The 13,974-nt window shown below is 51.0% G+C and carries 10 protein-coding genes; 5 read left to right on the plus strand and 5 right to left on the minus strand.

What is annotated here, in order from left to right; all coding sequences use genetic code 11:
* Positions 1-42: 42 nt before the first annotated feature.
* Entirely contained in the window at positions 43-834 is a 792-nt protein-coding gene (locus tag EHT25_RS22970; protein ID WP_124877503.1) for an SDR family NAD(P)-dependent oxidoreductase, read from the minus strand.
* Positions 835-964: 130 nt separating this feature from the next.
* Here EHT25_RS22970 and EHT25_RS22975 point away from each other — a divergent pair, with 130 nt between their 5' ends.
* Entirely contained in the window at positions 965-1,696 is a 732-nt protein-coding gene (locus EHT25_RS22975; protein WP_124877504.1) for a GntR family transcriptional regulator, read from the plus strand.
* A 2-nt stretch (positions 1,697-1,698) separates the two neighbouring features.
* Here EHT25_RS22975 and EHT25_RS22980 read toward each other — a convergent pair whose 3' ends face one another.
* Together EHT25_RS22980 and EHT25_RS22985 are read right to left on the minus strand one after the other, a co-directional pair.
* A complete protein-coding gene (locus tag EHT25_RS22980) occupies positions 1,699-3,354 on the minus strand; it encodes a sensor histidine kinase (RefSeq protein WP_124877505.1) in 1,656 nt (551 codons plus the stop codon).
* A gap of 27 nt (positions 3,355-3,381) precedes the next feature.
* Positions 3,382-4,575: a Gfo/Idh/MocA family protein gene (locus EHT25_RS22985; RefSeq protein WP_124877506.1), complete on the minus strand. Its 1,194-nt coding sequence runs from the start codon at positions 4,573-4,575 to the stop codon at positions 3,382-3,384.
* 195 nt (positions 4,576-4,770) lie between these two features.
* On the opposite strand from EHT25_RS22985, the gene EHT25_RS22990 reads away from it, so the two are divergent.
* The 4 genes from EHT25_RS22990 to EHT25_RS23005 all read left to right on the plus strand — a co-directional run bounded on the left by EHT25_RS22990 (position 4,771) and on the right by EHT25_RS23005 (position 9,728).
* On the plus strand, positions 4,771-5,136 hold the full coding sequence (locus tag EHT25_RS22990) for a DUF8478 family putative metalloprotein (protein WP_124877507.1): 366 nt from the start codon (positions 4,771-4,773) through the stop codon (positions 5,134-5,136).
* Positions 5,137-5,263: 127 nt separating this feature from the next.
* Positions 5,264-7,558 (plus strand): TonB-dependent receptor, encoded by a 2,295-nt coding sequence (locus EHT25_RS22995; RefSeq protein WP_185731459.1) that lies wholly within the window; start codon positions 5,264-5,266, stop codon positions 7,556-7,558.
* Between the two features lie 253 nt (positions 7,559-7,811).
* Positions 7,812-8,123, plus strand: coding sequence for an isoamylase early set domain-containing protein (locus EHT25_RS23000; protein ID WP_124877508.1), 312 nt, complete (start codon positions 7,812-7,814; stop codon positions 8,121-8,123).
* A gap of 312 nt (positions 8,124-8,435) precedes the next feature.
* Positions 8,436-9,728: a porin family protein gene (locus EHT25_RS23005; protein ID WP_124877509.1), complete on the plus strand. Its 1,293-nt coding sequence runs from the start codon at positions 8,436-8,438 to the stop codon at positions 9,726-9,728.
* Between the two features lie 100 nt (positions 9,729-9,828).
* On the opposite strand, the gene EHT25_RS23010 is transcribed toward EHT25_RS23005, so the two are convergent.
* Both EHT25_RS23010 and EHT25_RS23015 read right to left on the minus strand, forming a co-directional pair.
* On the minus strand, positions 9,829-10,764 hold the full coding sequence (locus tag EHT25_RS23010) for a hydroxypyruvate isomerase family protein (RefSeq protein ID WP_124877745.1): 936 nt from the start codon (positions 10,762-10,764) through the stop codon (positions 9,829-9,831).
* A 17-nt stretch (positions 10,765-10,781) separates the two neighbouring features.
* The gene (locus tag EHT25_RS23015) at positions 10,782-13,892 is read right to left on the minus strand and encodes a PVC-type heme-binding CxxCH protein (protein ID WP_124877510.1); all 3,111 of its coding nucleotides are present in this window, start codon (positions 13,890-13,892) and stop codon (positions 10,782-10,784) included.
* Positions 13,893-13,974 lie beyond the last annotated feature (82 nt).

Genomic DNA, 13,974 nt, shown 5'->3' on the forward strand with positions numbered 1-13,974 from the left:
AAACGCGTCAGCGACCGAATACCGAATACTGTATACCGAATACTAATATTGTCCCTCGCTCACCGACCAGCCGCCGTCGACGGCCAGAATTTGTCCGGTGGTAAACCGGGAATAATCGGACATAAAATACACGGCAGCCCCGTCCAGATCGTTGGATTGACCAATGCGACCACGGTCCAACGGTTGTTTGGTAGCAATAAAATTCAGAATGGTTTCGTCGTTTGCCGCGCGCTGTGCCATTGGCGTTTCCACTAACCCGGGCGCTAATACGTTGACTCGAATGTCATTATGGGCGTAATACGCGGCAATGGATTTCGTAAAACCGATGATTGCGGCCTTGGTTGCCGCGTATGCGTGCGTCGCAAAATACGTTGGCGAGGGCGAATAACCCAGGACCGAGCCCATGTTCAGGATCGATCCGCCCGTATTCTGCTCCTGAAACGCATGAACAGCCGCCTGGTTCGATAACATCAGCGACGTCAGGTTCAGTTCAAACGTTTTATTCCAGCCTTCCAGCGTTAGTTGGTGCAACGGGCCATCGCCAAACCGCCGACCACTGCCACCTGCCACATGATACAAGCCATCAAAACCGCCAAACTCGCCCTGGCAAATGGCAATGGCCGAAACTGCCGTGGCCGGATCGGTGGCGTCGCCGTTGAGGGCAATACCGTAACCGCCCAGCTGCGCTTCAGCCGCTTTGCAACTTTCTTCATTTCGACCGACCACCACCACCCGTGCGCCCTGCCCAACAAAGGCATGAGCCGCCGACAGGCCCAAACCGGTCGTTCCGCCAACAATCACAATCCGCTTATTGGCCAACCAAAGTTGATCCATTTTATAAAAAAAGTAGAATGAATTAGAGGTAACGAAGGTATAAAGGCAATTTCAGTATTCCTATAACTTATTATAATAAGTTTCAGATCGGACAGATTTTCGTATACTTGCTCACCAACCTCTATTCTCTATGAACGAACGTCCAACCCGCATTCCCCAGTATCAGTATTTGTATGAATCACTGCGCCAGCAAATTATCCGTGGCGACTTTAAGTCGGGCGATTTGTTACCGTCCGAAAAAGACCTTCAGAACCAGTTTCGGCTGACCCAACCGACGATCCGGCAGGCACTGGGACTTTTGGTGCAGGACGGATACATCCGCAAACATCAGGGTAAAGGCAGTATTGTGCAACCTCTACCGATTGGATTGGGCGTCATGTCGATTGTCGGCCGGCTGGCCAATACCGCCAATACGACCCGGGCCGAACGGATGACGACCACCATTCTGACCAAACCCCGGCTGCATCCCTACCCGGACGATTTTTTGTTTACGCCAACTGAAGAAGACAGCAAAGTCGGTTTCTACTACATTGAGCGACTCCGGGCGATGGAAGACGAACCGGTTTTTTACGAAAAAATTATTTTACCCAACCGGTACCTGACCGGCTTTTCCCGGCAGCGGCTCGAAAACCGGTCGCTGTTCGATTTGCTGCGCGCCAAATACGGTTTGCTGGTGAAAGGCGGAGAACAAAAAGTGCTGGCCGTCACAGCCGACGGGGAGTTGTCGAAGCAGTTGAATGTATCCATCGGCAGCCCGTTGCTCCGACTCGACAAACGGCTCGACACCAACCGCCCCGATTTCAGTTTCTATTCCTCGCTGTATGCTAAAACCGACAGTTACATCCTGCACGGACGATTCTGACATCAGCCGGGAATAACGATGGTAAACGTAGCACCCTGGTTTGGGATGCCGCTGGCCGTAATGATACCACCGTGATTTTCAACGATTTTCCGGCAAATGGCCAGACCGATTCCGGTACCTTCAAATTCTTTTTTGGCGTGCAATCGCTGGAAAATCGCGAAGATTTTGTTGGCATACCGGTTGTCGAATCCAATGCCGTTGTCGGTAATTTTCAGTTCCAGGTAACGTCGGGCGGTGATTAAACCGGGCTGGCTGGCTTCGCCCGGCGTCAAAAACCGGTGAGAAATCCGGACAATCGGCGGGAAGCCTTTTCGGGAAAATTTGAAGGCGTTGGTCAGCAGATTCTGGAAAAGCTGCCGGAACTGGGAGGCAACAACGGGCACCACCGGCAGTTGATCGGCGTAAATCTCCGCATTCACCTGTTCAATTTTGTGTTCAAGTGCCTGCAACACCTCATTCAGGATCAGTTTTAGATCATGTTTCTCGAAGGTTTGATTGGACGAGATGAGTGAAACCGACAAAATATCACCGATCAGGGTGTGCATCCGCTGGGCCGCGTCCACAATTTTCGACAGATATACCTGCCCTTCCGCGTCGATGCTGCCTTGCTGACTCAACCGCAACCGATCACCGAAGGTCGTTATTTTCCGTAACGGCTCTTTCAGATCGTGGCTGGCGATGTAGGCAAATTCCTGCAGACTGGCGTTCGATTGCTCCAATTGCCGTTTTTTTTCCTGAGCATGTTGTTCCGCATCGACCTGATCGGTAATGTCCAGCGAAATGTTCAGGATGTGTTCTACTTTCCCGGCATGGTTGCGGTCGAAAACAGTACCATACGTTTGAAACCACCGGTAATTTCCGTCCTGATGGCGAATCCGGTATCTGAACTCCGATACCTGCACCTCGTCAGCACCCACCGGCAGCCGATTCGCCTTCTCCAGCTCCCGGGCATTTTCGTCCATCAGTTTGGTCAGATCATCGGGATGAATCAGGTTCATCAAAAAACCAATTCCTTCTTCCAGTACGCGCTCTGGCGAAAAACCGAGCAATACCTCAAATCCCTGACTCATGAATAAATACTTCCCCGTGTGAATGTTGAAGGTGGCAATGATCGCCGGGGCAGTATCCGTTATTTTCTCAGTGAAATGCAGCTGCTGGTTTAAATGCTCGTTCAATACACTGATATACTGCGCAATCATGCGGTTTTGCAATTCGAGAATATACCGGTCGATTTCCCGGATAATCGGAATAAAAACCAGCGGATCTGTTGAATAGCGCGTTAAAAACGTGGTCAGAGCCTGTTTCCTGACGTAGCTGATCGACCCAATATCGTTCGTGGCGATCTGGTTCCGGCCAATCGTGGGCAGTTGATCCTGCGACCAGCGGTTGACGGTTGCGATAATATTTTCAACCGACCGGTTTTCGACGAAAGCGACCAACAGTTTAATCGTGGTTTCCTTTGACATTTCCAGCAGTTGCTCGTCCGAAAGAGACTTAAAAAAAGCCAGCATTGGAAGGTCAACTTCGCGGAACAGGCGAATGAACTCAGCGGCCAATTCCTCCAGGTGGTTATCCAGGAGAAATTGGGCGTAAGCGGGCAAATAAACCAGCGCTAGTTCGCCGGAACCGGTGTCCGGGTTGGTGGAAGTGGCCGACAAGGGAGTGGCATTTAAACGTTCGGTTGCCTATGTCAAATCGCGTTCCAGAATCCGGCCGGTTTGCTTGTCTTTCAGAATGACTTTGTGCCGCCCGTCGTGCGTTACTTCTTCCTTAATCAGGTAAAAATCCTCGTCGTAATCGACCAGCGTCGATTCCTGCGTCAAGCCTTCACGACCCCGCCAGACCGGCAGATGAACCGATTCCCATTGTTTGGTTTCGGCCGAACGGTATGCCGCATCCAGCACGGCATTGACCACGTAGCCGTCGTAAAACGTTTCAGCGGGTTCGTGTCCTTCATCGGCGGCATTGAACATATCCGTAAACATGTGGTTATACCCCAGATCATTCACCTCATCGCCAACCGGAAACAGCCAGCCCGACGTACTTTCGGCTTTTTCGGCTACGTAGTCGGCCCCTTTTCCGCTGGTATACATTTCAAAACCGGTGCGCAGGAAGTTATTGATCCAGATCGTTCCTTCGGTTCCCATCACCTCGTCGCGCAGGTCCATTCCGCCCCGGAACGTCCAGCTTACTTCAAACTGACCGATGGCGCCGTTTTCGTATTTCACGAGCGCAATGGCGTGATCTTCGGCGTCGATGGGTTTCACCTGCGTGGCCGCCCAGCACATCACCTCGACCGGTTTTACGTCTTTTCCGATGAAATTTCGGGAAATTTCGACACAATGACAACCCAGGTCGAGCATGCAGCCGCCACCGGCCTGCTCCTTGTCCCAGAACCAGTCGCTGTGCGGCCCCGGATGGGTTTCGCGCGATTTGGCCCACAAAATCCGACCCAACGCACCGTTTTTAACACTTTCCAGGGCTTTCAAAAACTTGGGGGTATAGCATAGATCTTCGAGATATCCGGCAAAAATTCCGGCTTCCTCGACCGCCTTCATCATGCGCAACGCTTCCTCACCATTGCGGCCCAGCGGTTTGGTGCTCACGACGGCTTTTTTATGTTTGGCACAGAGCAAGACGGCAGCCTCGTGGAGGTTGTTGGGTAAGGCAATACAAACCATGTCGACTTCCGGGTTGGCAATCACGGCTTCCATATTCGTTCCCCAGATGGAACAACCGTAGTCGGCGGCAAATTTTTGAGCGCTTTCTTCCCGGCGGGCGTAAATAGCTACCACGCGGTCACGGCCCCGTTGACCGTGGATGGATTCGGCGTAGAACCGGCCAATGAAACCGGAACCCAACATTGCAATTTTTCGCATAAAGGGTAAAGGAAAGTTAAGGATTCATCATTTCTTGACTGTCAAATATAGTCTCTTGAACCGTTTTCCAAGGAAAAAGATTAAAATATCGAGCAAATGAATCAGATAATTAACTAAATTTAGACAAGTCTAAATTTAGTTTCTATATTTGCTAAAACAGACTACCCCTCGTTTCACAACTTATTATTAGGAGCCATGCATTGGTTGCCGGTTTATCGACGGAAAATCGCCCGCTTCCTGCTGATTTTATTCAGCTTGATGATGGTCAATTCGGTCATTTTCCGGCATGCTCACCGGCTTGCCAGCGGGCGTATCATCGTTCACGCACACCCGTTCAAACCCGTCGGTGACAGTCCTTACCAACCCAATACCCACACCTACGGCGAGTTATTCTGGCTCGATAATTTTACCAACGCCCTTTACGATGGCCTGGCCCCGTTTGTGTTTGTCTGCGCTGTTCTGGCTATACCACGCCAATTGGGCTTTCTAACGCTTTATCAGCGCGTTAGCACCCACTTCTTTCCTTATTTCTCCCAACGGGGTCCGCCGGTTGTCGGATAATTTCTTCCTGATCCATTCCCGTTTGATGCGCTATTGCCACTGACCTGGATGCGTGCGGTACAGCACCGAATGCCTCTTCGTGTATTTTCGGCAGCGAGTGATTTTCTTTCTTCCTTTCGACACAACCATGTTCAAAACGATATACTTGTCGGTTCTGCTGATGCTTGGCAGTACCCTATTTGCCAATGCCCAATCGACTGCTACCCTTATTGGGAAAGTTATTTCAAAACAAAAACCGCTTGAGTTATCGACCGTTGCGTTAAAAGGAACGCGTTTCGGCACCTTGAGCGACAGCGCGGGCGTTTTTAAATTGACTGGTATTCCGGCGGGCCGCTACCAGTTCGTTGTTTCGCAGGTTGGATTTGATACGTACCAACGAACCGTAACGCTGACGGCTGGCCAGACACTGACGCAGAACGTCGATCTAAAAGAAGCCGCCAATACCCTGGGCGAAGTCGTGATTACGGGCACGATGAAGGAGGTTTCGAAGCTGGAAAGTCCGGTGCCGGTGGAGATTTATACCCCGAAATTTTTCCAGAAAAATCCGACGCCCAACATTTACGACGCCCTGCAAAACATCAATGGTGTCCGCCCCCAATTGAATTGCAACGTCTGCAACACCGGCGATATCCACATCAACGGGCTCGAAGGTCCCTACACGATGGTGTTGCTCGACGGCATGCCCATTGTCAGCTCATTATCAACGGTTTATGGCCTTTCCGGAATTCCAAACTCGCTGGTCGAGCGGGTCGAGGTGGTGAAAGGTCCGGCTTCGACGCTCTACGGATCAGAAGCCGTGGCCGGTTTGATCAACATCATTACAAAAAATCCCCTGAAAGCGCCCACCGTGACGGCGGATGTTTTCGGCACCAGCTGGCAGGAATACAATGCCGATCTCGGCGTCAAGTTTCGCGCCGGTAATGCCAATTCTCTGGTCGGAATCAACTACTATAATTTTCAGCATCCGTACGATAAAAACGGCGACGGTTTTACGGATGTAACGCTGCAACACCGGATTTCGCTTTTCAATAAATGGCAATTTCAACGGAAAGAAAACCGCCAGGCCAGCATCGCTGGCCGGTATTTCTACGAAGATCGCTGGGGTGGTCAAACCAACTGGACTCCCCAATTTCGCGGAACCGATAGCCTGTATGCGGAAAGTATTTACACCAAACGGATCGAACTGATTGGTTCGTACCAGTTGCCGACCACGGAAAACATTACCCTCCAGTCGTCGTTCAACAGCCACCACCAGAACTCCTATTACGGCACGACGGCCTTCATTGCGACGCAGCGGATTTTCTTCGCGCAGCTGCTGTGGAACAAGGAATTTAATCGTCACTTCAGTTTACTAGTGGGAACGCCGTTTCGCTACACGTTTTATGACGACAGCACACCCGCCACCCGATCCAACGATGCCGTACCGGTTAACCAGCCCGATCGTACCGTGCTGCCCGGCGTTTTCGCCCAGCCCGAGTTTACGTTCAACCCGAAACACAAGTTATTGCTGGGGTTGCGCTACGACTACAATTCGCGGCACGGCAACATCCTGACACCCCGGTTTTCGTATAAATGGGCACCTAACAAAGACAATGTGGTGCGTCTGAACGCCGGAACGGGGTATCGGGTAGTGAATCTTTTTACCGAAGACCACGCGGCTTTGACCGGCGCCCGGCAAGTGATTGTGAAGGATGAGCTGAAACCCGAACGAAGCTGGAACGTGAATGTCAATTACACGAAACAGATTATTTACGGGGGCGGTTTTCTGAATGTCGATGCGTCGGTGTTTTATACCTATTTTACCAACCGGATTATTGCCGACTACGACACCGACCCGAACAAAATCTTCTTTGATAACCTGAAAGGGCATTCGACCTCGAAGGGGGTGAGTGTGAACCTGGAAGCCAGCTTTACGTTCCCGCTAAAAATCAACACCGGTTTTACGCTCATGGATGTGTATAAAGTGGAAACCGGTGCCGACGGGCAGGACGTCCGGACGCGCCAGCTGCTGACCGAACGCATCACCGGTACCTGGACGGCCTCCTATGAGTTCGGACGCGGTTTTTCGGCCGACTACACCGGCAACCTGTACGGCCCGATGCGCCTGCCCCGGCTGAGTTCTGACGATCCGCGCGCACCGTATTCACCGACCTGGAGTATTCAGAATATTCAGGTGACCAAGAAATTCGACAACGGTTTTGAGATTTACGGGGGTATCAAAAACCTGCTGAATTTCACGCCCCCCGCCAACAGCATTGCCCGCGCCAATGATCCATTCGACAAACGCGTTAGTTTCGACCAGCAGGGGCAGGTGGTTGCCACGCCCGACAATCCGTATCGACTTACGTTCGACCCGAATTATGTCTTTGCGCCCAATCAGGGGATCCGCGGTTTTCTAGGTGTTCGGTATACGGTGCGATAAGGAAAAGCAAGTCGTGCAACGGTTGTCCGACAAACGCTGTCCATGAAATCAGGGAGTTAAAACAGCTCACTTAAACATTTCATCCGGCAACCCGGTTTATTGCAAAAGTCAGTTTTTGTAATCCGGTTTTTTAAATTATTGCACCGAAGAATAGAACAATTGCAAGAATCATCGGTTTTAATGATTTGATAACCATTACATTACTAATTTTTCCATATAAATTTGCAACCGTAAATCAAACAAACTACTCCATATGGCACTTGCAAAACAATATGTAAAAAGCAAGCCTACAATTTGCAAAGTAACGTTTACGCTGCCTGCTGACGCCGTTAACGGTGCTACAGCGGTTGCTCTGGTGGGTGATTTTAACGGCTGGGATTCTTCAGCTACTGCTCTTAAGAAACAAAAAGACGGTTCTTATAAAACGACGGTTGAACTACCGGTGGGTCAGGAAAGCCAATTCCGGTACCTGATCGACGGCGAAACCTGGTTGAACGACCAGGAGGCTGATAAATATGTTACCAGTGGCGTTTCAGCGGACGAAAATTCGGTGGTTGTTTTGTAAGAAGCAATCTGTCAATGCAGTACGTTTTGCTGCAAAAAGACAAGGATTTTCCTGATACAAAGGAAATCTGAGAATACCAGGCTTTCTGTTTTTTGTGGTTTAAAACTGCAAAACAGAAAGCTTTTTTCTATTATACAGCCGCAGCCATGCGGTTTTCAATCAGGCCCGGAGTTTAACCGAAAATAGCCCTTTCGGTTGCCCGCTTATTCAATTGATCTTCACACGGCCTCAATTCGTATCGATGCAAAAAAAATTGCGGAGCGCTATTTGTAATGACGCCAATAACCTGCTAATTGGGTACTAAAAAGTGTTATGCAAATTTCTACAACTGTCTTTTCTATTTTCTCTTTCTTTCTTTTCAGCTTTCCACTTTTTGCCCAAAAAAGCGTAGCGCCAGGTTACATTTTAATCCAGTCTACCGATACCATTCCGGGGTTCATCGACGATAAAAACTGGAATAAAAACCCTGTTCAGATTCAGTTTAAAAAACGGCTGGAGGATGAGTTGCAGACCTATACGGCCAACCAGCTAAAAGCATTTGGTATCACCGGCGGGGAACGGTACGAAAGTCACGCCGTATTAATCGACAAATCACCCACAATTATTGCCGACATGGTGGAGTCTACCGCCAACTCCACGGTAGAAGATACGGTTTTCCTGACCGTTTATGTAAAAGGACTCTTGAGCCTTTACTATTTAAAAGACGAAATGGAAAAAATCCATTTTTTCGTACAACGTGGTAACCAATCGCCACAGGAATTGATTTTAAAACGGGCAATAGTCGAAAAGCAGGGAACCAGGGTGCTGGCGACCGAAGAAAAATACAAAACACAACTGGAAGATTATCTGGCCGATTGCCCGCAATTGAAAGCCAGCATTCAGAAAACGGCATATACCCCCCAATCGATGCAGCGATTAATCAGCCGGTATTACCAATGCCGGATCAACGAAACGATCACTTACCAGGTTGCGCCGGAGAAGTTTCGACTTAGTCTTAATGCCCTGGCGGGGGTTTCCCACACGGGATTAAAATTCACTGGAAAGATGCCGGTTAGTTTAACTACTCCCAAATTCAGCCAGTCCACCAACGTTACGTTTGGTGTCGGATTCGATCTCGATTTGCCCCGAAATCACGACAAATGGGCCATTTACAACGAATTAAGGTGGAGATCATATCAGGCAACGGCCAATTACGAGGAAGTTGAATCCAGCGAACGATACACAAAAAGCTCGATCTCATTCGATTTGAATTACGTCAGTCTGGTTACCATGTTCCGCTATCGGTTTGGTCTGGCAGGGCTGCGGGCCTTCGTGAATGCGGGAATCGTAAACTCACTGAATGTCCGTGCAAAAAACAACAAAACCGTCGAATCGCGTCTTTTCAGCACGACAACGATTGAACACGTTAAAGCAATTGACGATTTCAGAGCGTATGAGCAAGGTCTTGCTATTGGCTTTGGCCTGGCCTGGAAACGCTTCACCGGTGAGTTACGCTATGAACTGAGCAATGGCATGTCGGCATACACTGAACTGCGTTCAGGCGTCAAAACGGCAAGTTTTCTGGTAGCTTATCGGCTAAACCAGGGCGGTTTTTCAAAAAACTAAAGTATAAAAGCGACCCGGTTTTGCCTCAAATGGCCTTAAAACCGGGTCGCTTTTATGAAATCAAATCAGGAAATTTCACGGACTAAAGTCCGTGGGTACGCTAGACCGTAAAGTTATCGGATTCGACGTAGGCTTTGATCAGCGCGATTTCTCCTTCTTTACCCGGCTGGGAATTCCCGTGTTCCATGCCCCAGATAAACTCCTTGTTATCGGCTTTGGCTTTTTCGTAACAGTGCTTAAAAATGTTCTTGTAATTGATTTCGCCCGTCGTTGGCTCCTTCCGGCCCGGATTGTCGCCAATCTGGAAATAACCGATTTCGCTCCAGCACCAGTCGATGTGCGGAATCACGTGGCCTTCGTTTTTCTGCATGTGGTACACATCAAACAGAATTTTACAGGCCGGACTGTTCACCGCGCGGCAGATTTCGTACGTCTGATCGGAGGTACGCAGAAACAGGTTGGGGGTATCGCTCAGCGGTTCCAGCACCATCGTCAATCCGTGCGGAGCCAGAATATCAGCCCCCCGACGCAAGGCGTCGATGACGTGGCCGGTTTGGATACCGATGGGCAGATTGCGCTGAAAATCACCGGGAACGACCGTCATCACTTTTGTATTCACACGCTTGGCTACATCCACCGCCCGCTTGCAGCCGTTCAGAAAAATATCGACGTAATCTTTGTTACCTGCCGCGAGGGTGTTTTGTCCGTTCCCGCCTTTATCGACCACAAAAACGCCCATTTTCATATTCAGGCGCGCCATTTCCTTCGCAATTTTTTCCTGCTCCTCAACCGGTCGGCCCATCATCCCGTTGTCCTCGATCGCCTGAAAACCGTTGTCAGCCATGAACTTGAGCTGATCGATCACGTCTTTTCCGGCGCTGTTGGTAAACATGCCGAAGTGGGGCGCATACAGCAATTTGAACTGGTTTTTAGCCACTGTCCGGGGTTGTGAAGACTCGTTTCCGGCCATTGCCTTACCGGTCAATGCGGCACCGGCAAGACCTAACGTTGATTTAACAAAATCGCGACGTTGAATCATAATAGGGAAGGTTTCTATTTTCTTTTTAAACTTGATAAGTAATCCACTAAATCCACCAGTTCCTGCGTCGACATGTTTTCCTGCAAACCGGAAGGCATCATCGACGCATCCATTTGCTTCATGGAGGCCACGTCGCTCATCTTGTAGTTCGTGACCACGCCACCCGGAAACTTCATTTGCAGGTCGGTTTCCGTTTTGCTGGAAATGATTCCCGAAACCGTGCTGCCATCCTTGAGTTTCACCTCGAAGCCTTCGTACCCGAAGCTGATCCCGGCATCCGGGTAGAGAATCGACAAATACTGGCCTTCTTTCGGCAATTTGCTACCAATTTCGGAAAGCTTGGGCCCAAAATCCATGCCTTCGCCGTTGATCTGGTGACAAATTGAACAGTTCGTTTTGAAAAGCGCCACACCCCGGCTGGCGTCGCCGGTCATGGCCAGCAGGTCGGGAATGGCCGGTAATTTCTTGCCTTCGGCTCCTTTCGCGCCATCGAGGTAACTGGCGGCTTCCATCCGGACCTTTTTCCGCCAGGTGGTGCTAACGCCCTGCACGGCTGCGGTTTTGTATTCCGGCTTAATCTTGCCTTCCCGCAACAAGGTCAGAATCAGGGTCTCGCCGTCGTTGCTGCCACCAATGGCGCGGGTGGCTTCTTTCCGCAGCAGGGCCGGGCGGTTTTCGTCGAGGGCCACGGTTTGCAGCATATCGAGCGATTCTTTACTGCCCACCCAACGCAACGCCGAGATCATTCCGAGAGCGGCATCCTGATTGCTACCGTTGACGATTTCCCAAACCATCTTGCCACCACCCTGCTTCAGCAATTGCCGGGTGGCATCGCGGCCGATCAGATCGTTCGGTTGTTTTTTACTCAATTCGAGCAACCGCTGGTTTTCGGCAACGGGTTCATACCGCATCACCATTTCCATGTATTCGGGTTTGCCGTAGGTTTCGTCCAGTAATTTGGTCAAAGCCGCCATCGCTTCCGGCGTTTTCTTCACAAAATCCTGATCGAGGTGGCGCAACGCCAGTTTCGTGATCTGAACGTCGTTCGGGTTGTTTTTTAACAAAGTCAGTAGCGCACTCGATTTTTCGGTCAAGCCGGGGTTGAAATCGAACGCCCGGAAATACCGCAGACGCCCCGTCAGATCGGTTTTTGAATCGCCCGCCAGACTGGCCAGCAGCGGTACGGATTCTTTGGTACGCGCCCGCCAAACAATGTCTTTTCCGGCATCGGTCGCCGTCGGATTCGCTCCGGCCCGTTTCAGCCACGCGCTGTAATACGAATCCCACTGACCGTCGGCCCCAATACCCAGAGCCTCCAGATACCAGCGATCTTTGCCATCGTGTTTGGCGGCCAGTTGCGCCCACAAATCCGGTGCTTCCGGCGATTTATTCCGGCGCAGAGCAATGGCGCATTCCCGACGCACCTGCGGATCAGTATCGTTTATCAATTGCTTCACGTACGGAATAACGTCGGTTTTCAGTTCGCGGGCGGCCCGCAAACCAGTGATGCGCAGATTCGGATTCGCATCTTTCAGGGCGGTTTCGATGTATTTTTTCCCTTTCCCGTCCAGCTTGCTCAACAGCCAGAGGGCGCGGGCTTTCATGCGCGGATCGGGGGAAGTGGCATACAATTTCGCCAGGTCTTTTTCGGCTTTGGCACCCAGATCGTGCAGTTTGTTCCAGGCCGCCGACCGGATCGCCATGTTCGGGCTTTGCAGGGCTTCAATCGCTCCGGCGGTGGTTGCCAGATCGACCTTCGGAATTTTATACGGCGTATTTGGTGGAGCGACGCGATAGACCCGGCCCCGGTTCAAATCGCCAGCCTGGTGCCCACCCACTCCGGGATCGTACCAGTCGGAAATAATGAGCGAACCGTCGGGTGCGACGCACACATCCGAAGGCCGGAACCACTGGTCACGAGCACCTTCCAGCAGCGGCACAATCGTCGCTTTATAGCCCGCGCCGTCGTTCGTTACGGGATACGACCGAACAATATTCGGACCCGCATCGCAGTGAATAATCTGTCCCTGAAACACTTGCGGCAATAATTTTCCTTCGTAAAGAATAATACCCGTGGGCGAACCCGCGCCGGTTTGCAACAGATTCGGCACCACGCCGGGGTCGTTCAGGTGCCAGTGTTGCAGCGGAATGGTGGGTTCCAGGTTGGTCCGGTTGACGCGCCAGCCCGCGCCGGTCATTTCGTCGGTATACCCGTAGTTGCCGTACTCCATCACGTAGTTGATCCGCACGCCCTTGTTGCCATCATCGTCGTTGTCCGACTGCCACATGGTTCCGTACGAATCCAGCGCAACTTCGTAGTTGTTCCGGAAATTCTGACCGAGCACTTCCATCTCGCTGCCGTCGGGATTACACCGAAAAACCATGCCCTGCCGGTAGTTTTTCAGGTCAATTTCCTTACCGGTATTGCGGTCGAAAATGGCTTTGCCATCTTTGTCCCTGATTTGCTTGCCTTCGTTTCCAAAGTTGAAATACCACTTTCCATCCGGTCCAAACAGAAAAGAGTGGAGACCGTGATCGTGGTCCGCTCCGCTGATCCCCGTAAATAACAGCTCTTTTTTATCGGCTTTATCGTCGCCGTTTTCATCCGTAAAAACGTACACGTTCGGGCTATCCGACACAATCACCTTGTTGCCCTGCACCCAGACGCCGAGCGGTGAAACCAGTTCGGGCCCCTGGTAAAATACCTTGCTGATGTCGGCTTTTCCATCGCCGTTGTTGTCTTCCAGAATCAGAATGCGATCTCCCTCGGGGCGGGTGGCACTACCGGTAATATTCGCCCGGTAATTATAGGCTTCACACACCCAGACGCGGCCCCGCGCATCGACGTCGATGTTCGTCGGATTGCTCAGCATCGGTTCCGAAGCGAAGAGGGTAGCTTCCAGTCCCGGTGCCACATTCAGGCTCCCTACCGCATATTTCGGATCGTGTTTGTCATCATCCGAAAGTCCGGCAAAAAGCCGGTCGAGGTACGCGCCGGAAGCCTGGTTGAGGTTGTCGTTTTGCCAGGCGCCAACCAGAACGCCCCCAATGATAAGGCCGGCCGTAGACAGGGCTATCGCCCGGCGAGACATCCGGAATAGAGATGAATAACGAGTTGAGTTCATAAACGACCCGTAAAGTTGAGGGTTGGAATAAATCGTGTAAATGTAGTAATAAAACCCAAAAAACCGCTTAGCAGCAAGAGAA

The organism is Larkinella rosea (assembly GCF_003858635.1).
GTDB lineage: Bacteria > Bacteroidota > Bacteroidia > Cytophagales > Spirosomataceae > Larkinella > Larkinella rosea.